At 72.0% G+C, this 25,191-nt stretch carries 18 protein-coding genes and 1 pseudogene; 9 read left to right on the top strand and 10 right to left on the bottom strand.

Annotated elements, in window-relative coordinates; all coding sequences use genetic code 11:
• Window positions 1–84 precede the first annotated feature (84 nt).
• Entirely contained in the window at window positions 85–1,467 is a 1,383-nt protein-coding gene (gene lysA / locus HNR40_RS26960; RefSeq protein WP_184966012.1) for a diaminopimelate decarboxylase, read from the top strand.
• Complete coding sequence (locus HNR40_RS26955) at window positions 1,464–2,744, top strand: homoserine dehydrogenase (protein ID WP_184966010.1); 1,281 nt, start codon at window positions 1,464–1,466, stop codon at window positions 2,742–2,744. Before lysA ends, HNR40_RS26955 begins: the two co-directional genes overlap by 4 nt.
• A gap of 16 nt (window positions 2,745–2,760) precedes the next feature.
• On the opposite strand, the gene HNR40_RS26950 is transcribed toward HNR40_RS26955, so the two are convergent.
• The 5 genes and pseudogenes from HNR40_RS26950 to HNR40_RS26935 all read right to left on the bottom strand — a co-directional run bounded on the left by HNR40_RS26950 (window position 2,761) and on the right by HNR40_RS26935 (window position 8,133).
• A complete protein-coding gene (locus HNR40_RS26950; RefSeq protein ID WP_184966008.1) occupies window positions 2,761–3,918 on the bottom strand; it encodes a cation:proton antiporter in 1,158 nt (385 codons plus the stop codon).
• A gap of 8 nt (window positions 3,919–3,926) precedes the next feature.
• Complete coding sequence (locus tag HNR40_RS26945; RefSeq protein ID WP_184966006.1) at window positions 3,927–4,409, bottom strand: cation:proton antiporter regulatory subunit; 483 nt, start codon at window positions 4,407–4,409, stop codon at window positions 3,927–3,929.
• Between the two features lie 61 nt (window positions 4,410–4,470).
• Window positions 4,471–6,423 (bottom strand): ATP-binding cassette domain-containing protein, encoded by a 1,953-nt coding sequence (locus tag HNR40_RS26940; protein WP_376773513.1) that lies wholly within the window; start codon window positions 6,421–6,423, stop codon window positions 4,471–4,473.
• A 516-nt stretch (window positions 6,424–6,939) separates the two neighbouring features.
• A pseudogene (locus tag HNR40_RS57890) lies at window positions 6,940–7,125 on the bottom strand (FHA domain-containing protein); the annotation flags it as partial.
• 36 nt (window positions 7,126–7,161) lie between these two features.
• Entirely contained in the window at window positions 7,162–8,133 is a 972-nt protein-coding gene (locus tag HNR40_RS26935) for a hypothetical protein (protein WP_184966002.1), read from the bottom strand.
• A gap of 87 nt (window positions 8,134–8,220) precedes the next feature.
• Here HNR40_RS26935 and HNR40_RS26930 point away from each other — a divergent pair, with 87 nt between their 5' ends.
• Together HNR40_RS26930 and HNR40_RS26925 are read left to right on the top strand one after the other, a co-directional pair.
• Window positions 8,221–9,387: a sensor histidine kinase gene (locus HNR40_RS26930; RefSeq protein WP_184966000.1), complete on the top strand. Its 1,167-nt coding sequence runs from the start codon at window positions 8,221–8,223 to the stop codon at window positions 9,385–9,387.
• The gene (locus HNR40_RS26925; protein ID WP_184965998.1) at window positions 9,384–10,013 is read left to right on the top strand and encodes a response regulator; all 630 of its coding nucleotides are present in this window, start codon (window positions 9,384–9,386) and stop codon (window positions 10,011–10,013) included. The genes HNR40_RS26930 and HNR40_RS26925 overlap by 4 nt, the downstream gene beginning before the upstream one ends.
• A gap of 4 nt (window positions 10,014–10,017) precedes the next feature.
• On the opposite strand, the gene HNR40_RS26920 is transcribed toward HNR40_RS26925, so the two are convergent.
• From HNR40_RS26920 to HNR40_RS26905, 4 genes are read right to left on the bottom strand one after another with little or no spacing between them, the layout of a single operon-like run.
• Window positions 10,018–11,703: a glycosyltransferase family 2 protein gene (locus tag HNR40_RS26920; protein ID WP_184965996.1), complete on the bottom strand. Its 1,686-nt coding sequence runs from the start codon at window positions 11,701–11,703 to the stop codon at window positions 10,018–10,020.
• An 11-nt stretch (window positions 11,704–11,714) separates the two neighbouring features.
• Window positions 11,715–13,634: a glycosyltransferase gene (locus HNR40_RS26915; RefSeq protein ID WP_184965995.1), complete on the bottom strand. Its 1,920-nt coding sequence runs from the start codon at window positions 13,632–13,634 to the stop codon at window positions 11,715–11,717.
• Window positions 13,635–13,666: 32 nt separating this feature from the next.
• Complete coding sequence (locus HNR40_RS26910) at window positions 13,667–15,166, bottom strand: glycosyltransferase family 2 protein (RefSeq protein WP_184965993.1); 1,500 nt, start codon at window positions 15,164–15,166, stop codon at window positions 13,667–13,669.
• Window positions 15,163–15,585: a hypothetical protein gene (locus tag HNR40_RS26905; RefSeq protein WP_184965991.1), complete on the bottom strand. Its 423-nt coding sequence runs from the start codon at window positions 15,583–15,585 to the stop codon at window positions 15,163–15,165. Before HNR40_RS26905 ends, HNR40_RS26910 begins: the two co-directional genes overlap by 4 nt.
• A gap of 228 nt (window positions 15,586–15,813) precedes the next feature.
• Here HNR40_RS26905 and HNR40_RS26900 point away from each other — a divergent pair, with 228 nt between their 5' ends.
• Together HNR40_RS26900 and HNR40_RS26895 are read left to right on the top strand one after the other, a co-directional pair.
• Complete coding sequence (locus HNR40_RS26900; RefSeq protein ID WP_184965989.1) at window positions 15,814–16,971, top strand: glycosyltransferase family 2 protein; 1,158 nt, start codon at window positions 15,814–15,816, stop codon at window positions 16,969–16,971.
• On the top strand, window positions 16,968–18,605 hold the full coding sequence (locus tag HNR40_RS26895) for a glycosyltransferase family 2 protein (protein ID WP_184965987.1): 1,638 nt from the start codon (window positions 16,968–16,970) through the stop codon (window positions 18,603–18,605). Before HNR40_RS26900 ends, HNR40_RS26895 begins: the two co-directional genes overlap by 4 nt.
• 106 nt (window positions 18,606–18,711) lie before the next feature.
• On the opposite strand, the gene HNR40_RS26890 is transcribed toward HNR40_RS26895, so the two are convergent.
• Entirely contained in the window at window positions 18,712–20,232 is a 1,521-nt protein-coding gene (locus HNR40_RS26890) for a glycosyltransferase family 2 protein (protein ID WP_184965985.1), read from the bottom strand.
• A 146-nt stretch (window positions 20,233–20,378) separates the two neighbouring features.
• Between HNR40_RS26890 and thrC the strand changes: the two genes are divergently transcribed.
• The 3 genes from thrC (at window position 20,379) to rho (ending at window position 24,953) form a co-directional block, all read left to right on the top strand.
• Window positions 20,379–21,437: a threonine synthase gene (gene thrC / locus HNR40_RS26885; RefSeq protein ID WP_184965983.1), complete on the top strand. Its 1,059-nt coding sequence runs from the start codon at window positions 20,379–20,381 to the stop codon at window positions 21,435–21,437.
• A gap of 26 nt (window positions 21,438–21,463) precedes the next feature.
• The gene (gene thrB, locus HNR40_RS26880) at window positions 21,464–22,384 is read left to right on the top strand and encodes a homoserine kinase (RefSeq protein ID WP_184965981.1); all 921 of its coding nucleotides are present in this window, start codon (window positions 21,464–21,466) and stop codon (window positions 22,382–22,384) included.
• Window positions 22,385–22,841: 457 nt separating this feature from the next.
• Entirely contained in the window at window positions 22,842–24,953 is a 2,112-nt protein-coding gene (gene rho, locus HNR40_RS26875; protein ID WP_184965979.1) for a transcription termination factor Rho, read from the top strand.
• Window positions 24,954–25,191 lie beyond the last annotated feature (238 nt).

The following is a 25,191-nucleotide window of genomic DNA, read 5'->3' as shown; positions in this document are numbered from 1 at the left end:
AAACTCTACAATTTCCTGCACATCGTGTCTCGATAGGTGGGCACGGTGTCCGGCGCGATCCCGCATTCCGATAGCCTCTTTTGGGTGAGTCGATTCGCCCATCCCGCAGGGGACCGGCACGCCGAGATGCTGCCCCACGAGCGCCCGCCGCTGGCGCCCGCCGACCTCAACCGGATCAATCCCGCGATCTGGCCGCGAACGTCGAGCAGGACCGAGGGCGCCCTCACGGTCGGCGGCATGGACGTGCGGGACCTCGCCGCCGAGCACGGCACTCCGCTCTACGTCTTCGACGAGGCCGACGTGCGCTCGCGCATGCGCGACTACGCCACCGCCTTCGCCGGCTCCGACGTGCACTACGCCGGGAAGGCGTTCCTGTGCAGGGAGATCGTCCGGTGGCTGCAGGACGAGGGGCTCGGCCTCGACGTGGCCAGCGGCGGTGAGCTGGCCGTCGCGCTCAGCGTCGGCTTCCCGCCCGAGCGCATCACGCTCCACGGCAACAACAAGTCGGTCGCCGAGCTGACCAGGGCCCTGGAGGTCGGCGTCGGGCACATCGTCGTCGACTCCTACGAGGAGATCGCCAGGGTCGGCTACCTCGCCGACGAGCTCGGCAAGCGGCCCAAGGTCATGATCCGGGTGACGACCGGCGTCGAGGCGCACACGCACGAGTTCATCGCGACCGCCCACGACGACCAGAAGTTCGGCCTGTCGCTCAATACCGGCGCCGCCGCCGAGGCGGTCCGCCGCATCCTCGCGCTGCCCCAGCTCGAACTCGTGGGCCTGCACTCCCACATCGGCTCGCAGATCGTCGACACCGCCGGCTTCGAGGTGGCCGCCCGCCGCCTGGCCGACCTGCTCGTGCGGATCAAGGACGAGCACGACGTCGTGCTGCCCGAGCTCGACCTCGGCGGCGGCTACGGCATCGCCTACGTCGAAGGCGACGAGGCCCCCGACATCAAGGAGCTGGCCGACGGCCTGCGTGAGATCGTCGCCAAGGTCTGCGCCGGCGCCGGGCTGCCCGTGCCCAAGCTCACCGTCGAGCCGGGACGCACCGTCGTCGGCCCCGGCGGCATCACCCTCTACGAGGTCGGCACCGTCAAGGACGTCGAGGGCATCCGCACCTACGTCAGCATCGACGGCGGCATGAGCGACAACGTGCGCACCGCGCTCTACGGCGCCGAGTACACCGCGGTGCTGGCCAACCGCGAGAGCACCGCGGCGCCCATGCTCAGCCGCCTGGTCGGCAAGCACTGCGAGAGCGGCGACATCGTCATCAGGGACTTCTACCTCCCGGCCGACCTCGCGCCGGGCGACCTCATCGCGGTGGCCGCCACCGGCGCCTACTGCCGGTCGCTGGCCAGCAACTACAACTATCTGCCCAGACCCGCCGTGGTCGCCGTCGCCGACGGCGCCTCCCGGGTGATCGTGCGGGGCGAGACCGAGGACGATCTGCTGAGGGGGCAACTGTGAAGGTCGCGCTGCTGGGATGCGGCGTCGTCGGCTCGCAGGTCATCAGGCTCATGGCCGAGCAGGCCGACGACCTGGCGGCCAGGATCGGGGCGCCGCTGGAGCTGGCGGGCGTCGCCGTACGCAGGCTGGGGCGTAAACGCGAGGTGGACGTCGACCCCGCGCTGCTCACCACCGACGCCGAGGCCCTCGTCACCCGCGAAGACGTCGACATCGTGGTCGAGGTCATCGGCGGCATCGAGCCCGCGCGCTCGCTGATCGTCGCGGCCCTGTCCAAGGGCAAGTCGGTCGTGACGGCGAACAAGGCGCTGCTGGCCGAGGACGGTTCGACCCTCCACGAGGCGGCCCGCGCCGGCGGCGGGGACCTCTACTTCGAGGCGAGCGTGGCCGGGGCCATCCCGCTGCTGCGGCCGCTGCGCGAGTCGCTGGCCGGCGACCACGTCAACCGGGTGCTCGGCATCGTCAACGGCACCACCAACTACATCCTCGACAAGATGGACTCCTCGGGCGCCTCGTTCAACGACGCGCTGGAGGAGGCGCAGGCGCTCGGCTACGCGGAGGCCGACCCCACCGCCGACGTCGAGGGCTTCGACGCCGCGGCCAAGGCCGCGATCCTCGCCGGGCTGGCCTTCCACAGCCGGGTGACCGCCGAGCAGGTGCACCGCGAGGGCATCACCGAGATCACCGCGACCGACGTCGCCTCGGCCAAGGCCATGGGGTACGTCATCAAGCTCCTGGCCATCTGCGCCCGTTCCGACGACGGCCAGAGCGTCGGCGTACGCGTCCACCCGGCGATGATCCCCCGCACCCACCCGCTGGCCGGCGTGCGCGAGGCGTACAACGCGGTGTTCGTGGAGGCGGAGTCGGCCGGGCAGCTCATGTTCTACGGCGCCGGCGCCGGTGGCGCGCCCACCGCGTCCGCGGTCCTGGGCGACCTGGTGGCCGTGGCCAGAAACCGGCTGGCCGGGGCGCGCGGGCCGGAGGAGTCCACGTACGCCTCGCTGAGCGTGCACCCGATGGGCGAGACCGTGACCCGCTGCCACGTGGCGCTGGACGTCGCGGACAAGCCGGGCGTGCTGGCCAGGGTGGCGGAGGAGTTCGCCCGCCACGACGTCTCCATCCAGACGGTCCGGCAGGAGGGGCACGGCGACGACGCCCAGCTGGTGATCGTCAGCCACCGCGCCACCGACGCCGCGCTCACCGCCACGATGGAGGGGCTGCGCAAGCTCGACATCGTCCGCGCGGTGGCCAGCGTGATGCGCGTGGAGGGCGACGAGTAGCCCCCTCCCCACATGATCAGGTGCGCCGGGCGATCGCGGTGATCAGCGGCTGCACCGCCTTGGCCGCCAGCGGGCCGAAGGCCGCCAGGATGAGCACGTACGCGGCGGCCAGCGGCCCGAGGTCCGGATGGACCCCGGCGGCCACCGCGAGCCCGGCGATGACGATGTTGAACTCGCCCCTCGGGATCAGCGCGATGCCCGCCCGCGCCTGACCGGCCTTGGCGATGCCCGCGCGGCGGGCGGCGTAGGCGCCCGTCATGAGCTTGGTGACCATGCTGACCAGGGCGAGCACCGCGGCCAGCCCGGCCACCGGGAGGATCGCCGCCGGGTCGGTCTGCAGGCCGAAGAAGACGAAGAACACCGCGGCGAACAGGTCGCGCAGCGGCTCCAGCAGCGCCCGCGCGCCCTCGGCCAGCTCTCCCGACAGCGCGATGCCCACCAGGAACGCGCCGACCGCCGCCGACACCTGGAGCTGCTGGGCGATCCCGGCGACCAGGAGGGCCAGGCCGACGACCTTCAGGAGAAGGACCTCGGAGTTGGGGCTGGCCACGAAGCGTTCGATGAGCTTGCCGTACCGGAGGGCGAAGACGAGCACGACGCTCACGGTCGCCAGCGCGATCGCGACCGTCACCGCCCCGCTCAGCAGGCTCGCGCCGGCCAGCAGCGCGGTGAGGATGGGCAGGTAGAGGGCCATCGTGAGGTCCTCGAAGACCAGGAGCGACAGGACGACGGGTGTCTCCCGGTTGCCGATCCAGCCCAGGTCGGACAGGACCTTCGCGGTGATGCCGGAGGAGGTGGCATAGGTGACGCCGGCCATCGCGACGGCGGCGACCGGGCCCCAGCCGAGCAGCAGAGCGGCGATCGCGCCGGGCGCGGCGTTGAGCACCAGGTCCACGAGGCCGCCGCGCAGGTTGCCGCGCAGGCTGGTGACCAGTTCGTCGGCGTTGTACTCCAGGCCCAGCGTGAGCAGCAGCATGATGACGCCGAGCTCGGCGCCGACCTGGATGAACTCCTCGCTGGTGGCCAGCGGCAGGATGCCGCCGGTGCCGAAGGCCAGGCCCGCGATCAGGTAGAGGGGGATGGGGGAGATGCCGCCGCGCAGGGCCAGCGCGCCGAGCACGCCGAGACCGAGGATGACAGCACCGAGTTCGAGAAGAAGGATCCCTGCGTGCACCCGCGGGCCTACCCCGCGGCCAGGATGTCGGCGGCGGCCGAGGTGCCCTCGGGCGTGCCCACCACCACGACCACGTCACCGGCGGCGAACACGAAGTCCGGACCGGGACTCGCCACCACCCCGCCGTCGCGCGCGACGGCCACGATGGACGATCCGGTACGGCTCCGCATCTGGGTGTCGCCCATGGGACGGCCCGCGTACGGCCCGCCTTCGCTGATCGGCAACTGCACGCTGACCAGGCCCTCGACCTGCCGGTGCAGCTCGTTGAGCCGCTGCACGATGCGCGGCGCGCCGAGCAGCTCGCACAGGGCGTCGGCCTCTTCGTCGTTGAGCTTGACCGCCTCGCACGCCTGGTCCGGGTCGCTCTTGTCGTAGATCACCAGGTCCCGGCGGCCGCTGCGGTGCGAGACGATGCCGATCCGCCTTCCGGACTGGGTGGTGAACTCGTGCCGCAGTCCGATCCCCGGCAGGGCCGTCTGCTCGACGTCCATTGCGTGCCCTTTCATTGCTTTTGTTGAACTTCATACTATTGGCCGGGGATGACCTTGGGGTTCAGCGGGACTTGGCCTCGTAGCGGCGCAGGGCGAGGCGGGTGGCCAGGGCCAGGACCGCCGACATGAGGAGCAGCACGGCCATCGAGCGCAGCCAGCCCGCCGGGTCGTGGTCCCAGAGGGCGTCCTTGGGCTTGGCGATGTCGATCTTCTGCAGGTTGGTGGTGGCCGCGGCGGCCGCGTAGCCCCAGCGGGTGGGGATGAGCCAGGTGAGCTGCTCCAGGCCGGTACGACCCACGACCTCGATCAGCTTGCCGATGAAGACGAACTGGGCCATCACCAGCACCACCATGATCAGCATGGCCTGCTCGTTGGTGCTGACCAGGGCGCTGACCAGCAAGGCCAGCAGGCTGCAGGTGAACGCCACCGCGGAGACCACGACGATGATCTCCACGCTGCCGGAGCCGAAGATCAGCGGATCGGCCGGAGGCTTGCGGCCGATCATGGCCAGCGTGACGAACAACGTCGCCTGCACCACGTTGATCGCGCCGAGGACGGCGGCCTTCGACAGCAGGTACGCCACCGGTGACAGGCCGACCGAACGTTCGCGGCGGTAGATGGGGCCTTCCTTGACGATCTCCCGGATCGCGCCGATCAGGCCCATCAGCGCGGCCCCGAACACCAGGATGATCAGGAGGGTTCCGGCCTCCTCGCTGCGCCCGATCTTGCCGCCGGGCGGCGCCAGGCCCGCGGAGCCCTCCACGACCCGGGTCATCAGCGCCAGGATGATCGGCAGGCCGATCATCGACAGCGCGGCCAGCTTGTCGGAGCGGATCACCGAGAACATCCGCCGCGACAGGATCGCGAACTGCCGTCCCATGCTCTGCTTGGGCGGCGCCGGTGGCGGGGTGACGGTATGGCCGTCGAGGCCCTGGCCGGAGCCGCCGCCGCAGTAGCGCGTGTAGTAGGCGGAACGGCGGAAGCGGTCGGCCCACAGGTCGGCCTCGTCGCTGACCTTCTTGAAGACCTCCGAATACTCCGTCGCCCCGAAAAATCCCAGCAACTCACCCGGCGGGCCGAAATATCCGACCTTGCCGCCTCGGCAGAGCACGAGCACCCGGTCGCAGACGTTCAGGTGCAGCACGCTGTGCGTGACCACCACCACGGTCCTGCCGTCGTCGGCCAGCTCCCGCAACGTGTTCATGACCTCCTTGTCCAGGCTCGGATCCAGCCCGGAGGTCGGCTCGTCCAGGAACAGCAGCGACGGCTTCGTCAGCAGCTCCAGCGCCACGCTGGTGCGCTTGCGCTGGCCACCGGAGAGCCGGTCGATGCGCAGCTTGCGGCGTTCGGCCAGGTCGAGCTGGTCGATCACCTCGTCGATGCGGGCCCGGCGCTCGGCCCGTGTCACGTCCTGGGGGAAGCGCAGCGCCGCCGCGTACCCCAGCGCCCGCTCGACCGTCAGCTCCTTGTGCAGGATGTCGTCCTGCGGGACCAGGCCGATGCGGTGACGCAGGTCGTCGTAGTGGGCATACAGGTCGCGGTTCTCGTACAACATCCGGCCGTGCGTGGCGGGCCGCGCGCCGGTGAGCGCGCCCAGCAGCGTCGACTTGCCCGCGCCCGACGGGCCCACGACCGCGAGCAGACTGCACGCGTCCAGTTGCAGACTCACCCTGTCCAGCAGTACGGCGGAGCCCGCCTTGACCGTCAGCTCCTCGGCCCGCAGGGACACGGCGCCGGTGTCGGCGTGGACCGCCACGTGGTCGCGGTGCACGACCAGCTGGTAGTGGCCCACCGAGACCAGGTCGCCCGGCTGGACGTAGGCGTCGGTGACGCGGTGGCCGTTGACGTGGGTGCCGTTGCGGCTGCGCAGGTCCCTGACGTACGGGCCGTTGGGGGAGCGGTGGATCTCGGCGTGGTGGCGGGAGATCAGCAGGTCGTCGGGCAGCGCCAGGTCGTTGTCGGCGGCCCGGCCGATCCGCAGGACGTCGGTCAGGGGGAGGACCCGCTCGGGCACCTCACTCGGCCGCGCCCGCACGGCCGGCCGCCCAAGCTGCGTCACCCCTTCCGAAACCCCGCCCCACCCCTGCCCACCCCCGGAATCCCCCGCACCGGAACGCCCCGCGCTTGGCTGCCCTGGGCTCGGGTGCCCGGGGTTGGGGTGCCCCGGGTTGGGATGTCCGGGGTTCGCGTGCCCTGGGCTTGGGTGCCCGGGGTTCGGGTGCCCCGCATCGGGCTGCCCCGGGTTGGGGTGCCACGGGTTGGGGTGCCACGGCCTGGGATGCCCCGCGCCAGGGTGGCCTGGGCTTGGCTGCCCCGTGTTGGGGTGTCCCGGGGTTGGAGGGGCTGGGTGCCCGGTTACCTGGTGGCCGGTGTGGTGGGTGCCTGGGCGCTGGGGTTGCGGGGCTGTTGGGTGAGTGCCTGGGGGTGTGGGTTCGGGTTCTAGGTCGAGGCGGGGGCCGTGTTCTGCGCCGCCGAGCCGTACCGTGCAGGGGACGGCCACGTGGACGGTCGAGATGCGGTTCTGCCCGATGAACGTGCCGTTGCGGCTGCCGAGGTCGCGCAGGATCCAGCGGCCCGACTCGTAGACGACCTCGGCGTGGTGGCGGGAGACGCGGGCGTCGGCGATCGCGATGTCGCCCTCGCGCCCCACGAGCAGCCGCTGCCCCGGCACAAGCCGGATGAAGCCCGCCGGACCTCGCACGAGTAACGCCGTCATCTCTCCGCACCCCGCAAACCCCCGGCTGTCCCGTAATTATGGCCGCATATCAGGCTGGGGGCGGGCCAGGGTGAACGGCGTTGCAGTGACGTGACCTCGCGTGTAGTGGTACGCCACGGTGGCCACGCCCAGCGACAGCCCCCACGGCAGGAAGAACAGGCCCACGCCGCCGACCGACCAGTCCATGTCGCCGGACAGCAGGCCGCGCCACGAGCTCACCCCGGTCACGGTGAGAGCCACGGACACCAGCGACGCGGGCGCCACCGCCATCGCCTCGGGCACCGCGCGCCCGCCGAGCACCGGCACCCAGTGCGGGAAGACGCGCCCCCACCGCTGCGCCAGCCCGAGCGTGAGCAGCGCCCCGCCCAGGCAGAGCAGCGGAAGCGAGTAGCTCCCCAGCCCGCTCACGCCCTTGGCGACGGCGTCTGCCGCGAGGTCGTCGACGAAGCGCTGGTCGACCCACAGCGGGATGCCCGCCGCCCAGGCCGCCCGCTGCACGCCGTACGGCAGCGGCGACAGCACCGCCACGATCGTCGCCCAGAGCCCGATCCGCCGCCACGGCCACGACGCGGCGCCGCCCCGCGCGGAGCCCAGCGCGACGCCGATCCACAGCGCTCCGCCCGCGACGCACACGAGCTGGTTGAGCACGGGCCAGTCGACCAGGCCGAAGTAGCCGCGCAGGGAGTAGGCCATGTTCTGCAGCAGCCGGACGTCGGGCAGCACGAACAGCAGGATCGCCCCGGCCACCCAGCCATACGCCGCGACCGCCGGGGCGGGATTCCTCGGCCACCAGAGGGCCGACGCCGCGAGCACGACGCCGGCTGTACAGGCGAGGGCGATGACCGGTGCCATCGCGCCCGCCGTCACGCCCTCGAAGAGGCTCATCCCGACGAAGGCGTTGGGGTCGCCGAAGGGGAAGCCGCCGCCGCCCGACCACCAGAAGTAGCCGAGCGCGCCGTAGATCGCGCTCCAGATCAGCGCGCCGGAGAGGATCAGTCGTCGTTTCATGGTTCCCCAGCCTGGGCCGGGACCGGCGCGCGGACATCTGCCGATCGGCAGATTCGCCCACGTTCCCTCCTGGATAAAGTGGCGGTCATGAAACGGGTGCTGGCCTGCGCGGTCGTGCTCTGGTGCGCCGTCTGGCTGGTCTCGCTCAAGTCGCCGTTCCCGGAGCCGTTGATCTCGGTCCCCGCGCTGCTCGCGGTCGCCGCGGCGAGCGCGGCCGTCGCGTGGTCGCCCGGGACGCGGCCGCTGCTCGCGCCGCTCACCGCGCTCGTGGGCGCCGTCGGCGCGGCGTGCACGCTGGTGTGGCTGACGGACCCGGTCGGCGCGGCCGGACCGGCCACCTACTTCCACACGCTGGCCGTCCTCACGCTTATCACGATGACCGTCCGCTGGTCGCCCCTGCCGCGCGGGGTTCCCGCCGTGGCGGTGGCCGCGGTGGCGGAGGCGCTGCTGGCGCTGCAGGTCGTGCCGGTGAAGTCGGTGGTGGAGTCGGTCGCGTTCGGGCTGTTCTGGTCATTCGGTACGGCCGGCGCGGTCGGCCTGGGCGCGTACCTGCGGGTGCTGGACGGCCGCCGCGAGCGCGCGGTGCGCGAGGCCAGGCGCTCCCAGCGGATGCAGCTCGCCCGCGACCTGCACGACTTCGTGGCCCACGACGTCAGCGCCATGGTCCTGCAGGCGCAGGCGGCACAGATCCTGCTGGAGAGCTCGCCGCAGGAGGCGGCAGTGACGCTGCGGGCGATCGAGGAGGACGGGACCCGGGCGCTGGCCTCCATGGACCGGACCGTCCGGATGCTGCGTGAGCTGGAGGGCGAGCCGGTCTCCGCCGAGCCGCTGCCCGGCCTGGACGACCTGCCCGGCCTGGTACGCCGCTTCGCCGAGGCCGGATACCCGGAGACGGAGCTGGAGCTCGCACCACCCAGGTCGGTCTCGCGCGAGGTGGCCACCACGGTCTACCGCATCGTCGCCGAGGCCCTCACCAACGTGCGCAAGCACGCGCCCGCCGGGTCGAGCGTGGCGATCCGGGTGGTGGACGAGGCGGGCGCGACCGTGCTCACGGTCGCCGACCACGCCAGCGCGCCCGCCCAGCCGCGCCTGCCCGGGTCCGTACGGCCTGGGGTGGGGCTGGCCGGGCTGGCCGAGCGGGTGGAGGCGCTGGGCGGGACGTTCGGCGCGGGCCGTTCGGGAGAGGGCGGGTGGCTGGTGAAGGTCGCCTTCCCGGGAGGATCTTCGGTCGCTTTTCCGGGAGGACGGTCATGACGATCCGGGTGCTGGTCGCCGACGATCAGCCGGCGGTGCGGCGGAGCTTTCGCACCATCATCGACGCCCAGCCCGACCTGGAGGTGGTGGGCGAGGCGCCGGACGGCGTCGCCGCGCTGGAGCTGGCCGCCGAGCTGGCTCCCGACGTGGTGGTGGCCGACATCCGGATGCCGCGCATGGACGGCCTTGAGCTGACCAGGCGGCTGTCCGACACGATCCGCGTGATCGTCGTGACCACCTACGACCTCGACGAGTACGTGCACACGGCGCTGCGCTCCGGCGCCTGCGGCTTCCTGCTCAAGCACGCCGGGGCGGGGCTGCTGGCCGAAGGGATCCGGGCGGCGGCGGCGGGCGACGCGCTGATCAGCCCGTCTGTGACCGTACGGCTGCTGCGCCACCTGACGCCCGCGCAGGGCCGTACCGGGGTGGCGGGCGAGACGCTGAGCGACCGCGAACTCGAGATCGTCCGGCTGGTGGCGCAGGGCCGCTCGAACCCGGAGATCGGAGCCGAGCTGTTCATCTCGGCGGGCACGGCCAAGACGCACGTGGCCAACGTCCAGCGCAAGCTCGGCGTGCGCAACCGGGTCGGGATCGCCGCGTGGGCCTGGGAGAACGGCCACGCCTGAGCGGCTACTGGTCGGGAAAGGTCAGGTCGCGGACCCGGCGCACCGCGCGCTTCAGCACGGTACGTTCCTTGGCCCTGGTCAGGCGGACGGCCTCCTGGCGCCACGCCTCGGCCTTGTCGCGCCACCGGACGGCGTCGCGCTCCGCCTTGCCGGCCTCCCTGCGAAGTTGCGACATCTCCGCCTGCAGCGCGGCGGCCCTGCGGCGCAGCCGGGTGATCTCCTTCTCGTGCTGGAGCGCCTGCTGCTCCAGTTCGGTCAGGGGACGGCGGCGCGGCGGGTAGACCTTGGGACGGCGGACGAACCCCCACGACTCGCCGTCCACCCACTCCACGCCGAACACCTCGTGGATCACGTCGTCCAGGTGCTCGTCCGGCCTGGTCAGCAGGGCGGCTCTGGCCAGGGCGGCGGTGCGTTCGAGGCGGGCGACGACGACGCCGTCACCCTCCTCGGCCAGCGCGACGCAGAGCGCGCCCAGGTCATGCTCGTCGAGGTGCTCGGTCAGCCGCTGCAGGGTGTCGTGACCGGGCATCCACCCGGGCGGAACCCTCAGCCGATAGGGAGCCACGGCTCCGGGCGGTGGGGCTGAAGGGGGCGTCAGCCGTACCCGGGGATCGTGCTCGAACGTGGCGTGGATCAGGCGGAGGTCCAGGTCGGGGTCGCGCAGGGGGTGGCGGCGGCCGCTGCCCAGGTCCCGCCACGGACCGGTGACGGTGACGCGCACGTCGGGCAGGGAGGCGGCGAGCAGGCCGTCCACGGTGGCGCGGACGTCCTCGTAGGCGTGCTCGCCTTCCACCACGCAGTCCACATAGGGGACGAGCCACCGGCGGCCCTGGTTCACCCGCAGATAGCGGCGGTTCGGCACCCGGTCGGCCACGAACGGGTCGTTGTAGCGCTTGAGCGCCGCCCAGTCCCGCATGGCGGTGGGCAGCCCGAGATGCCAGGCCCGCGCGTCGGGGTCGGGCACGAACACGGCGCCCGCCTGCGCCAGCCGGTAGCCCAGCTCGGTGTCCTCGGCGAGCACCAGCGAGGTGTCGAGCCCGCCGATCCGGCGCAGGAGCGCGGCCGGGTAGGAGGCGGTGGCGCCGACGTGGACGCGGGCGGCGAGCGCGTTGGGCGCGGTGCGCAGGCCGTCGTGCTCCTCGATGATCTTCTCGGCCCAGTCGTGGCGGAGCGGCGACAGGTGGAACAACTTTTCCTCGTTGCCCGCTTCGAGCGCCTCGCGTACCTCGGCGGGGGCGGGCAGGACGGCGTCGGCGGTGAAGTCGATCCAGCCGAGCACGACGAGGTAGGGCGCGAGGTGGTGCCAGCGCAGCTGCGCCTCGACGTGCCCGCGGTGCGGCACCATGTCGGCGTCCAGGACGAGCACGACCTCACCGGAGGCGGCGTCGATGCCGGTCTGCAGGGCCCAGGCGCGCCCCCAGCCGCCGGGGGCGCTGGGCAGGAGCCGCGTGGCGGCGGGGCACAGGTCGGGCAGGCGCAGCGGCGGCGCGCTGCCGTCGTCCACGACGATCACGTCGAGCAGGTCGGCCGGGTAGCTCTGGGCGGCCAGCGCGGCGAGCGTGAGGTCGAGCGTCTCCTGCCGGTCGTGGGCGGGGATGACGACGGTGACGGTCAGCTCGGGCGTCCAGGCGCCCAGCGCGGGCGGGGTCAGGACCCCGTAGTCGTTGCGCCGGATACGCGCTACGCTCATCCCCGGCCTGCTCATATCCGGGCGCTCCCTTCCAGTTCCATCAGCGCGCACGGCCGGAAGCCGCGCCACTGGTGGCGATTGCGTTGCAGGAAGGTGCCGATCGGCTCCTGCCAGGTGTGGTTGGCGGCCAGGCCGCGGTGGAGGATGTAGCCGAGCCCGTGGGTGCGGTAGATCTGCCCGCCGGCCGCCTGCAGCGCCTCCTGGAACTGCGTGTCCACGGAACGGCGCAGCGGACGGAACCCGCCGACGGCCTGGAAGGCGGAGCGCTCGACCAGGATCGTGCCGCCCGCCACGAAGCTGGTGATCTGCTCGGTGATCTGCTTGCGGTGCACGGTGACGTCGATCGAGGACAGGTAGACGAACTCGGGCACGGTGCCGACCACCTGCGCCCCCGAGTAGGAGTGGGCCAGCAGCAGGTCCGACAGGAAGTCCGGGCCGTACCAGTCGTCGTCGTCCATCTTCAGCAGGAACGAGCCGGAGGCCCTGGCCGCCGCCTCGTTCAGCACTTCGCCGAAGATCTGGTCGGCGGCCGCCTCGTACACGGTGACCTGGCCGTCGAAGGCGGCGATCGCGGCGGCCACGTCGGGGTGGCCCGCGGGCACGCCGTGCAGGGCCAGGATCACCTCAAGCTGCGCGTCGCGCTGCCTGGCGATCTGGTCGAGCGCGAACCCGACCATGTCCGCCCGGCGCGTGGCCAGCAGCACGGAGGTCAGCGGCGGCACCGGCGCGGGCGCGCCGAGCTGTTCCCAGCGGGCGGCCACGCCGTGGGTGCGCAGCGCGGTACGGCGCAGCCGGATGCTGTGCTCCTCCCGGCGAAGCTGGTCGGTGAGGTCGGGGCCCGACTCGATCAGCCGCACCAGCGGCTCGCCCAGCGCCCCGGCCCAGCGAGGCACGGACGGCGACACCAGCGGCACCCCTGCCGTGGCCAGCCCGGCCAGCACGCGGACCGCGGTGAGCGGCCCGCTGTGGGCGTGCTGCCAGTCGACCTCGACGCCTCTGATCTGCCGGAGCCTGGCCACGTCGGAGTCGGTGACGCCGCCGGACTCGGCGAAGGAGGTGACCACCCTGTCGTCCAGGACGATCGACCAGCGGCCCTCGCGCTCGGTCAGCGCCGCCATGCCGCGCGAGGGGGTGGTCACGAAGCCCTGCGGGTTCACCATCCGCTCGTCGACGGGCGGGATCATCGACGGCTCGGCGAGCACGTCGGGGTCGGCCAGCGGCAGTTCGGCGCCGCCCGGCCGGCCCAGGTGCTCCCAGCTGGCCGCGCGCAGCGTGGGCCGCTCGACCGGCGTCTGGTCGCCCTCCCACGGGGAGTCGGCCTCCCAGGGCGAGTCGGCGGAGCCGGGGTTCACGTCGGGGTCGTCGAGCGTGCGCAGGACCAGGTCGCTGCCGGGCGCGCCGACACGTTCCGGGACCGGGCCGCCGACCTCGGTGGGGGTGGCGTTCGGGTCGCCGGGCCGCCACGCCGCCGCGCCGACCCCGGCGATCGCCGCCGCGGGGGCCGCGATCACGTCGAGGCGGTGCCCGGCGAAGGCCCGCGCGGTCGCCGCAACGGTACGGCCGGCCGGCGTGGGCGCCGAGAACTTCGCGTCCACCACCCAGACGCGCTCCTTGGGCTGGTAGACCCGCAGATCGCTGAGCGAGCGCCACCGATTGGCCGGAGTGGGGGTCGGGACCGGCGCCGGATGCGAGGGCGGCGCGTCCAGCACGGCCACGACCACGCGGCGCGTGTCGGGAAGGAGCTTGTGCAGGGTGGCGACCCGGCGCAGGTCGGCGGGGGTGCGGGCGAGCACCAGCACCTCGGGCGCGCGCTCCTTGCCGCTGGGCGGCTCCAGGATGTCGCGGTCGAGGTCGACGCCCTTGACGTCCTCGTCGATGCCGACGGCGAAGACCCACGCCTGCGGCATGTCCGCGATGAGAGAAGAGATCATGGCAACCTCCATGAGGCGACCCGCAGGCGTGGTCATCCGGTCTTCCTCAGGTGCTTGAGCAGGGCGGCGAGCGGGCCGGCGGCGGGTTCTGGCTGCTCGGGAGGCGGCTGCGAGAGGTTGTCCACCTCGGCCCGCAGCCTGGCCACCTCCGCCTCCAGCTCCTTGACCTCGGTGGCGCGCTTGGTCGCCAGCGCCCGCCACTTGGCCGGGTCACCGGCGGGCGGCTCGACGTCGTCGCCGGTGACGAAGCCGAACTCGGTGCCGCTCACCCACAGCGTGCCGAACATCTCGTCGACCAGGTCGTCGGCCGGGCCCTGGTGGCGGGCGGCGCGGGCGAAGGCGGCGGTGCGCTCCAGCCGGGCGGCGACGACCCCGGCCCCGGTCTCGGTGAGGGCGGCGCAGACCAGGCCCAGGGATTCCTGTTCGGCCTGCCGTACGAGCTGGGCGATGGTGTCGGCGCCCGGCGCCCATCCGGCGGGGACGCGCAGCAGGAACGGCGCGGGCGCCACGGAGGCGGGCGCGGCCGGCGCGAACGCGACGCGCGGCTCCGAGGCGTAGAGGTTGCGCAGGAGGCGCAGGTCGAGGTGCGGGTCGTCGAGGGCGGCGTGCCGGTCGGCGGTGAGCACGTCCCAGGGGCCGGTGATGGTGACGGCGGTGTCGGCGAGCGTCCCGGCCAGTGCGGCGTCCACGGTGGCGCGGGTGCGCTCGTAGCCGTCGGCCTCGGTCACGACGTGCACGTACGGCACCCGCCACCGCCTGCGGGGATGGCCGCGCAGCCAGCGCAGATCGGGGATGAGGTCGCCCAGGAAGGACCAGTTGTGCCGGTGCACCTCCTTGGCCCGCAACATCACGGTGGACGGCCCGACGTGCCAGCCCTTGGCCGCGGGGTCGGGGATGAAGACGGCGCCGGCCTGGGCCAGCCGGTAGCCGAGCTCGGTGTCCTCGGCCATGTTGAGCGTCACGTCCACACCGCCCACCGCGCGCAGCAGGTCTGCGGAGACGGAGCTGGAGGCGCCGGTGTGCAGCAGGTAGGCGCTGGTGCCCGCGTCGCGCAGCATGCGGGTGGATTCGAGGGTCTTGGTGGTGTACTCGGTGCGGGTGCCCTCTTCGCCGAGCTCGTTCACGAACCTGGTGTCGCCGATCACGACCGCGTGGTCGAGCAGGTGGTGCCAGCGCATGTGCGCTTCCAGGTGCTCCTCGTCCAGGATCATGTCCGCGTCGAGCCAGTGCACCACGTCACCGGTCGCGGCGGCGGCGCCGGCCTGGCGGGCGGCGCCGCGGCCCCAGCCCTCGCTCACCCGCACCACCCGCGCGCCCGGCGCCGACAGGGGCGGCGTGCTGCCGTCGTCGGCGACGACCACCTCGGTCAGCTCGGCCGGGTAGCTCTGCTTGGCCAGCGCGGTCAGCGTGCGGTCGAGCCCGTCCTGGTCGTTGTAGGCGGGGATGACGACGGTGACGCGCTTGTCCGGCCGCCAGCTCCCGATGGCCGGCGGCTCCAGGGCCCCGTAGTCGTTGTGCCTGATCCGCCTCATGCCGAGCCCAGCGCCCGCACCTCTTCGCGTAGCCGCTCCACCTCGCGGGCGTGGGTCATGGTGTTGACGCGGTCCTCGCCGAGGGAGACGAGGATCGCGCTGAGGTCCTCGGTACGCCGGGCCGCGCTGTCCTCCATCGCCGCCGACAGCTCCTCCAGCCGCTTCTCGATGCGCTTGAGCGCGGCGGCGTTGGCGGCGTGCGAACTCTCGTTCTTCTTCACCCGCTGGTCGATGCGCTGGGCCTTGCCGTCGAGGCGGCGCACGGTCAGCACCAGGAAGGCGAGGGCGGCCAGCGAGACGAGAAGCGCCGCGGCCACGGCCGCCGCCGCGAGCGTGAAGACGCCGGTGACCAGGAGCGCGGCAAGGGCGAGAACTCCCAGAATCGCGGCCGTCGCCGCTGTCCGGCGAGTCGAGAGCATCCGCATATCTATCCTTGTCACGACTTGAGAGGCACCAGGGGATATTGACACCCTAATAAACAGGTACGAGTTAACGTGCCATAAGTTCCTGAACAGAATCTGGGAGCCGTCGCCGCGTGACCTGCGGCAGGTGCCGTAACGAATGGGGGACCTCCCTCCTGCCGGGCGGTAAAAGCGGCGTAAGGTAGGCGCCGTCTCCGAACCCCGCCGTCGAGGAGCGCCACGTTCATGACCGTCACCCCTTGTGGCACCCCCTGTGGCTTCCGGCGCACGCCGGAGAAGGGAATGGCCCGCCTGCGCTGGGCCGGACACGGCTGGACCGCGGAAGGAGAAGGGCTGCCCGCCGCCCTGCCAGGCCGCCTCGACCTGCCCGCCCTGCGGCCGTTACGCGGCCTGGAGGTCGACTGGCCCGGCGGGCCCGTGCCGCTCGGGGAGATCGTCCGGCTGGCCGCCGCCGGGGTGCCGCTGACCGCCGCCGAGGCGCCCGCCTGGGTGCCGGCGCCGCTGGCCGAGCTGCTCGCCGACCGCGAGTGGCTGGGCGGCGAGCCCGCCGGGGGCCTGCGCTGCGTGGCCGACCTGCGCCGCGAGGAGCACAGCGTACGGCTGCGCCGCGTGGCGGCCCGGCTGGCCGCGACTCCGGGGGAGTTTCCGTCGAGTTTCGCCGGTGAGGTCGCCTCCGCGGCGCGGCCCAAGGTCAGCGTGGTCATGTCCACCAAGCGGCCGCACCTGGTGGCCGAGGCGCTCGCGCAGATGGCACGGCAGCGGCACGTCGAGGTCGAGGCGGTGATCGGGCTGCACGGCGTGCCGTACGAGGCGGTGCGCGCGGCCGTCGAGTCCGCCCCGCTGCCGGTGTCGTGCGTGGTGTCGCAGGCGCCGTTCGGCGAGGTGCTGAACCTGGCCGCGGCCCGTGCCAGTGGCGACTACCTCGTCAAGTGGGACGACGACGATTGGTACGGTCCCGAGCACCTGTCGGACCTGCTGCTGGCCATGCGGGCCACGGGCGCCGACATCGTGGGCGCCACCGGCGAGTTCTTCTACCTCGAACCGCTCAACACCACGATCCGGCGCACCACGTTCGCCAGCGGGGCGGCGTACCCGAGCGAGGTGTGGGCGGATCACGTCGCGGGGGGCACGATTCTCCTCGCTGCGGCGAAATTTCGGTCTTTAGGGGGATTTCCTGCCTTGCCTCGGGCGGTGGACAAGGCCTTCCTCAAGGCCGCCCAGGCCCAGGGCGCACGCATCTACCGCACCCACGGGCTCGGGTACGTGCTGCGCCGTACCCTCAGCGACGAGCACACCTGGCAGCTGCCCCTGTCGCACTTCCTCAAGGTGGCCGCCAACCAGTGGCGCGGCTTCCGCCCGAGCAGGCTCATGGAAGCGGCATGAGGGTTCGGGGCAACGACTACCGGGTGCTCGCGCCGCCCGCGCAGTGGACGCCTTCACTCAAGGTCAGCGTGGTCATCCCCGCGTACGGCGGGCAGCACGAACTCGACCTCGTCCTGCAGGCCCTGGCCAGGCAGACCTACCCGGCCAGGCTCACCGAGGTCATCGTCGTCGACAACGGCAGCGACCCGCCGCTGCGCCTGCCACCAGAACGCCCGGACGACACCACGCTCGCGCTCTGCCCGCGACCCGGCCGCGCCGCCGCCCGCAACACCGGGCTGGCCCTGGCCACCGGCGACGTCATCCACTGGCTCGACTCCGACGTGCTGCTCACCCCCGGCGCCATCGAGGCGCACATGCGCTGGCACCACCGCGCCCCCTACCTGGCGGTCACCGGCTACATCAGGTTCACCGAGGCCAAGGTCCCCGCCGACCTGCCCGACGACCTCGAGAAGGCCTTCGAACCCGCCCGCCCGCACGCCTGGATCGTCGACCTCGTCGAGCGCACCCGCGGGCTCACCGACAACCCCCAGCGCCCCTTCAGCCTGCACGTCGGCGGCGCCACCTCGGTCAACGCCCGCCTCGTCGCCGCCGCCGGGCCCATGGACGAGGACCTGGTACTCGGCCAGGACACCGAGATGGGCTACCGGCTGGCACAGGCAGGCGCCGTGTTCGTCCCCGAACCCCTGGCCCGCGCGTACCACCTCGGCCCCACCATGCGCATGCGCGACAAGGCGCCCATCGACCGGGTCAGCCACGCCTTCGTCGCCGACCGCATCCCCACCTACCGCTGGCTGCGCGCCCACCCCGGCCGGGCGTGGAAGGTCCCGTACGTCGCCGTAGTCGTGGACGGCACCGCCGGATACGAGACCGTCCGCACGACCGTGGACGCGGTGCTCGCCGGAACCGTCCCCGACATCCGCGTGGTCCTCGTCGGTCCCTGGGACACCCTCGACCGCGACCGCCGCGCGCCGCTGCGCGACCCCGCCCTCGACCTGGTGCTGGTCCACGGCCACTACCTGCACGAGCCGAGGGTACGGCTGGCCGTCACGGACGCCTGCGACCCCGCGGTGCCCTGGATCCTGCGCCTGCCCGCCGGATGGGCGCCCGCCGAGGACGGCCTGGCCCGCATGCTGGATTTGGCCGCGGGGGAGGGCCTGGGCCTGGTCAACGTGCTGCTCAGCGAGTCGCCCGCCGGCCTGGTCGGCGCTCGGCTGGAACGCGCCTCCGCCTTCGCCAGGGCCGCCCTCGTGGCCGGGCCGGGAGAGGACCTCGACGACGCCGTGGACGACGTGTCCGGCGTGACCTGGGTGGAAGGCGAGAGCTACGGCTTCACCCAGACCCCCGCCGAACCCCTGGGCCGCCGCAGTGCATTGCGCACCCGCGTCGAAGCCCAGTCGGAGGCCGCCCGGCTGGCCAAGGAGGTCGAACGCCTCCGGGCCCAGACGGTCAAGTGGCGTGAGGAGGCGGGCACGTGGCGTAAGAGCGCGGTGGAGCTCCGGCGCGAGGTGGGCGGGTTGCGCCGCCAGCTCACGGCAGCCAACCGCAGACAGCGCAGCCTCCGCGTGCTCCTCGCCGCCACCCTGAAACGCGCCTGGACCAAAAAGCCCGACACCCCCAACCCTGACCCGCCCTGACCAGGGCATCCGGGGAACCCAAGAGCCTTGGGGCGAAACCGCAGAGGGGGTGTTGCGGACCCCAAGCGGTAAAGCCGGAGCCGGAAAGGAAGGTCTGGCGGGTTGGTTAGTTGGGGCGGAGGGCGGACTTGAGGCGGTTCAGGAGGGTCTTCTCCTCGGCCGGAACCGCCGGAACCGCCGGAACCGCCGGGATCTGGACGGGCTTGGGCGCACTTGTGGGCTTTGGGGTGGCGGCGGCGGTGGGTGGGGCTTCTGGCAGGGGTGGCGGGGGCCAGTAGCGGGCCGGGTCGGCGTGCCGTACACCATGGGTCTGCTCGATCACGGCGTCCAGGTCGTCCGAGACGCCCGCCAGCAACACCGCCCGAGCCAGCGCCGACGTGCGTTCGAGCCGCGCACTGCGCCCGGCGCCCACGTCGACCACGAGCACCCCGTCGAGGTCCTTCTGCACCGTCTCGATCATCCGCTCCAGCGTCGCCCGGTGCAGCGGCACGTCCACCGGCCCCCGGTAGCGGAACGGGATGGGCGCGGGCGTCGGCGCGGCCTCGTCGATGAGGCGGATGCGGTCGTCGTAGGCGAACAGGTCGCGCATCATGCGCAGGTCGAAGCTCGGGTCGTTCAGCACCGACCGGCGCTCGTCGCGCAGCGTCGACCAGGGCGCCACCAGCGTCACGACGACGTCCTGCAGCTTGCCGTCGAGGGCGGCGGCCACGGCCTGCCGTACGACGCCGACGGGGGTGTCAGCCACCTCGAAGACGATCTCCACGTACGGCACCAGCCACCGCCGGCCCCGATCCTTGCGCAGGTCGCGGCGGAGCGGGATCCGGTGCGAGAAGGCCGGTTCGACGGCCCGCACGACGCGGTCCTTGTCCACCCGCTGCGCCGGAAGCCCGAGATGCACGGCCTTGGCCGCCTCGTCCGGGATGAACACGACGCCGTGCATCGCCAGCCGGTAGGCGAACTCGGTGTCGCCGCCACGGTGCACGTTCGGGTCGAGACCGCCAACGGCGTGGAAGATCTCCCTGGGAAGGGCGAGTGTCGGCCCTGTGCACACGTGGTAGGGATTGCGGCTCTTGCGCAGCCCGTCGGTCTTGGCGATCGTCGCCTCGGTGGAACTGGCCACGGCGGCGTCCAGGTCGAACAGCTCTTCCAGGTGTCCCGCCCGGTAGATCTGCTCGGCCTTGAGCGGCAGCGGCTCGACGAACCGCTTCATGCCGATCGTGACCAGATAGTCGGTGACGTGGTGCCAGCGGGCGAGCGCCTCGATGTGCTCGCGGCAGGGCACCATGTCGGCGTCGAGGCGCTGGATGATCTCGCCGTCGGCGGCCAGCGCGCCGGTGTTGACCGCGTTGGAGATGCCCCATCCATCCGTGACCCGCACGATCCGGGTGTTGAACGGCCGGATCTCCGGCAGCTCGATCGCCGGACGGCTGCCGTCGTCGACGACCAGGACCTCCATGAGGTGGTCCGGATAGGTCTGCGCGGCCAGCGCCGCCAGCGCGAACTCCAGGTACGGCCCGCCATGGGCCGGAATCACGACGCTCACCGACAGCGACGGCGACCAGGCGCCCAGCTCCGGCGGTGTGAGCGGTGAAAAGTCGTTCTGCCGCACAGCAGGACGCGCGTTCATAGTCGATGACCCCCTGGCCGGAAACCTTAGCCGGGGTTGCTGAATATTTCCTGAAAAGGCGTGGTGTCCACGCTGTGGACTCGGCTCCTCGTCCCGAGCCGGAAGCCCGTACACTCGGTGCCCAACACCGCAGGTAGGGAGTCATCATGGCTAGGTCGTGGCGTGGCCTCATCGAGGAGTACCGAGAGCGTCTTCCGGTCACCACGACGACGCCCGTCGTCACGCTGCTGGAGGGCGGCACGCCGCTGGTGCCCGCGCACCGGGTTTCCGCGCTGACCGGCTGCGACGTCTACCTCAAGGTCGAGGGCGCCAACCCGACGGGCAGCTTCAAGGACCGCGGCATGACGATGGCCATCAGCAAGGCCGTCGAAGAGGGCGCGAAGGCGGTCATCTGCGCCTCCACCGGCAACACCTCCGCCTCGGCCGCCGCCTACGCGGTGCGCGCCGGGCTCACCTGCGCCGTGCTCGTGCCGCGCGGCAAGATCGCGATGGGCAAGCTGGCCCAGGCGCTCGTCCACGGGGCGACGCTGCTGCAGGTCGAGGGCTCCTTCGACGACTGCCTGGAGATGACCCGCAAGCTGTCGTCCGAGTACCCCATCGCGCTGGTCAACTCCGTCAACCCCTTCCGCCTCCAGGGCCAGAAGACCGCCGCCTTCGAGATCGTCGACACGCTCGGCGACGCGCCCGACATCCACTGCATCCCGGTGGGCAACGCGGGCAACATCTCGGCGTACTGGATGGGCTACCAGGAATACGCGAAGGACGGCGTCTCCACGCGGCGCCCGCGCATGTTCGGTTTCCAGGCCAGCGGCGCGGCCCCGATCGTCAACGGCGCGCCGGTGGCCCGTCCCCACACGATCGCCACGGCCATCCGCATCGGCAACCCGGCCTCCTGGCAGCTCGCCGAGGCGGCCAGGGACGACTCCGGCGGCGTCATCCAGTCGGTGACCGACCGCCAGATCGCGGCCGCGTACAAGCTGCTGGCCCAGGAAGAGGGCGTCTTCGTCGAGCTGGCCTCGGCGGCGAGCGTGGCGGGGCTCCTGCAGGCCCACGCCAACGGCCTGGTCGAGCCCGGCCAGCGCATCGTCTGCACGGTCACCGGCAACGGACTGAAGGACCCCGACTGGGCCATCTCCGGCGCTCCGGCCCCGGTGACGATCCCGATCGACGTCCACGCCGCTGCGGGCGCGCTCAACCTCGCCTGACCACGCGATCTGAGGGAAACAACACATTGATCACTGTTCGCGTGCCCGCGACCTCCGCGAACCTCGGTCCCGGCTTCGACACGCTCGGCCTCGCGCTCGGCATGTACGACGAGGTCGAGGCAGAACTCACCGGAGACCAGGTCCAGGTCACCGTGGAAGGCCAGGGGGAGGGCGAGCTCGACCTCGGCGAGGGCCATCTGGTCGTCAAGGCGATGCGCAAGACGTTCGACCGGATGGGTATGGAGCAGCCCTCCGGCATCCGGCTGCTCTGCCGTAACCGCATCCCGCACGCGCGGGGGCTGGGATCGTCGTCGGCGGCCATCTGCGCGGGCATCCTCGCCGCGCGCGCTCTCGGCTCTCAGCGAACATCGCCTGAGGGCGCGCGGACGCTGTCGGACGACGAGGTGTTCGCCCTGGCCACGGAGATGGAGGGGCACCCGGACAACGTCGCCCCATGTTTGGCCGGAAATCTCACGATTTCGTGGACCGACCATGGGGGGTCACCGCATATGGTGAAAGTCACCCCCGATGCGAGAATCCGTCCGGTCGTGCTCGTCCCATCGGCACGGGTGTCCACGGAGACCGCTCGAGGGCTGCTCCCGAAGGACGTGCCCCACAAGGACGCTTCCTTCAACGCCGGCCGGGCCGCGCTGCTGATCGCCGCGCTCACCCTGCGTCCGGAGAGTGAGCTGCTGCTCGCCGCCACGGAAGATCGTCTCCACCAGAAATACCGCGCGCCTGCGATGCGCGACAGCGCGGATCTGGTAGAACGTCTGCGTGCGGTGGGCGTGCCCGCGGTCGTTTCGGGAGCGGGCCCCACGGTTCTTGCGTTTTCCACACCGGATACGCAGGATTTGATCGCGCCAGAAGTGGGTAATGACTGGCACATCCAGCTAATGGACGTCGACCCGGATGGTGCGAACGTTCAGTTCCCCGAGACACGCTGATGCCTCTTTAGACCTTCAGGGAATAGCCGTGTGCGCTGGTGATGTTAGGCTGATAGCCGCACCAGATGCCCCCTTGGTGGGTGCGTGCTTGTCAGCCACACATCGCTGCTTCATGCTGCACGTCGCGAGGCGTGGGCAGCGCGGCTGTCTCCCCGGAACCCGGCGTCTCCCATGGACCTACACCCGGTTGGTTCACCACGAGACGACGACTATGGGGATCTGCGCGTTCGAATCACCTCGACATCTGGCTGGCGACAGCAATCTGGGGGGTGTCCTCCATGCGCCACCGTCCTGTGGCGGCCTGGACGAACCCCTCCCCAATCGTGGCGGCCGACCTGCGCGGCGGCCGAAGATCGCAGCGTGCATCCCGACCCGGTCTGTCCCGCCGGATCGACAGCACCTCCGGGACGCCCGGTACAGCAAAGCCGGCGCCCGACCCCTGGGAAGGACCTTTTAGTTGAGCGACACCACCGAACTCCTCTCCGACGCATCGGGCGCGTCTGCGCAGCCCGCGTCCGGCGACACCCCCACTCGTGCCGCGGCCAAGCCGCGTGCGCGTCGCTCCGGCACCGGCCTGTCCGCCAAGGTGCTGCCCGAGCTGCAGAAGATCGCTGCCGAGCTCGGCATCAGCGGGACCGGACGCATGCGGAAGAGCCAGCTGATCGCGGCCATCCAGGAGAAGCAGGGTGGCGGTTCCGGTGACAGCGCCCCGGCGGCTCCGCCCGTCGCGGAGGCTCCGGCGGCCGTGGCCGAGGCGCCCGCCGCCGAGCGGCCCACCCGCGCGAGGAGGGAACGTTCCCGGGCCAAGAGCACCGAGGAGACCAGCGCACCCGTAGCAGAGCCGGTGGTCACGGCCCCCGAGCCGGTGGCCGCCGCCGCACCCGTCGAGCCGGTCGTGGCCGCTGCTCCCGCCGTGGTGGAGCAGCAGCAGCCGGCCGCCGAGGCCGTACAGAGCGACTCCCAGGTGGACTCCCGTGGCGACCGCGGTGACCGCGGCGACCGGGAGAGCCGCCGTGAGCGCCGCACCCGCGGCGAGCGCCGTGACCGCGGCGACCGCGTGGGCGACCGTGGCGACCGTGGGGACCGCAGCTCCGACCGCGGTGACCGTGGCGAGCGCGGCGGCGACCGTGGCGAGCGTGCGGGGAACGACCGTGGCGAAGGCGGCCGTGCCGACCAGCGCGCGGTGGACGCGGGCAACCGCGGTGACCAGCGCGGCAACGACCAGCGCGGCAACGAGCCCCGCGGCAATGACCCCCGCGGCGGCGACCCCCGTGGCGGAGACCAGCGTGGCGGCGACCCCCGCGGTGGCGACCCGCGCGGCGGAGCGGACGACGACGAGCGCGGGCGCGGACGGCGTGGCCGCTTCCGTGAGCGCAACCGTGGCCGTGGCCGCGACCGCTTCGACAGCAACGAGCCGGTCATCGGCGACGACGACGTGCTCATCCCGATCGCCGGCATCCTGGACATCCTCGACAACTACGCCTTCGTGCGGACGAGCGGCTATCTGCCGGGCTCCAACGACGTCTACGTGTCGCTGGCCCAGATCCGCCGCAACGGCCTGCGCAAGGGCGACGTCGTCACCGGCGCCGTCCGGCAGCCGCGCGACGGCGAGCGGCGCGAGAAGTTCAACGCCCTGGTCCGCCTCGACACCGTCAACGGCATGGACCCGGAGCAGGCGCGCAGCCGTCCGGACTTCAACAAGCTGACGCCGCTCTACCCGCAGGACCGCCTGCGCCTGGAGACCGAGCCGAACATCATGACGACCAGGATCATCGACCTGGTCTCGCCGATCGGCAAGGGCCAGCGCGGCCTCATCGTCTCGCCGCCGAAGGCCGGTAAGACGATGGTGCTGCAGGCGATCGCCAACTCGATCACCCGCAACAACCCCGAGTGCCACCTCATGGTCGTGCTCGTGGACGAGCGTCCCGAAGAAGTCACCGACATGCAGCGCTCGGTCAAGGGTGAGGTCATCCACTCCACCTTCGACCGTCCCGCCGAGGACCACACCACCGTCGCCGAGCTCGCCATCGAGCGCGCCAAGCGCCTGGTGGAGCTGGGCCACGACGTGGTCGTGCTGCTGGACTCGATCACCCGTCTCGGCCGTGCCTACAACCTGGCCGCCCCCGCGTCGGGCCGCATCCTGTCCGGTGGTGTCGACTCCACCGCGCTCTACCCGCCCAAGCGCTTCTTCGGCGCCGCCCGCAACATCGAGAACGGCGGCTCGCTGACGATCCTCGCCACGGCCCTGGTCGAGACCGGGTCCAAGATGGACGAGGTCATCTTCGAGGAGTTCAAGGGCACCGGCAACATGGAGCTCAAGCTCAGCCGCTCCCTGGCCGACAAGCGCATCTTCCCCGCGGTGGACGTCGACGCGTCCAGCACCCGTAAGGAAGAGATCCTGATGGCCAAGGACGAACTGCAGATCGTCTGGAAGCTGCGCCGGGTGCTCCACGCGCTCGACATGCAGCAGGCGCTGGAGCTGCTTCTGGAGAAGATGAAGGAGACGAAGTCCAACGCGGAGTTCCTCCTCCAGGTCCAGAAGACCACCGTGAGCAACGACCGCGACTAGCTCGCGGTCTTGTTTGAGGGCGGCGGGGATCTTTCCCGCCGCCCTTTTGCTTTCGGTGCTTTTGTCGTGACGGCGCAGCCGCCAAGACCACCGCCCGCCGTCGTCGGCGCGCCGCCGCAACCGTGCGGCCGACGCCGCACTCCCACCCCCGCCGCCACAAGGCACGTTGGCCAGCGCCATGGTCCCGGCCCCGGGGTTTCGGTCGATAGGGGGGTTAACCCCACCTTGAAGCGGGCGC

This window comes from Nonomuraea endophytica, assembly GCF_014203235.1.
GTDB classification, from domain to species: domain Bacteria; phylum Actinomycetota; class Actinomycetes; order Streptosporangiales; family Streptosporangiaceae; genus Nonomuraea; species Nonomuraea endophytica.
The sequence above is the reverse complement of the archived record's forward strand: the minus strand, read 5'-3'. Positions and strand labels throughout refer to the sequence as shown.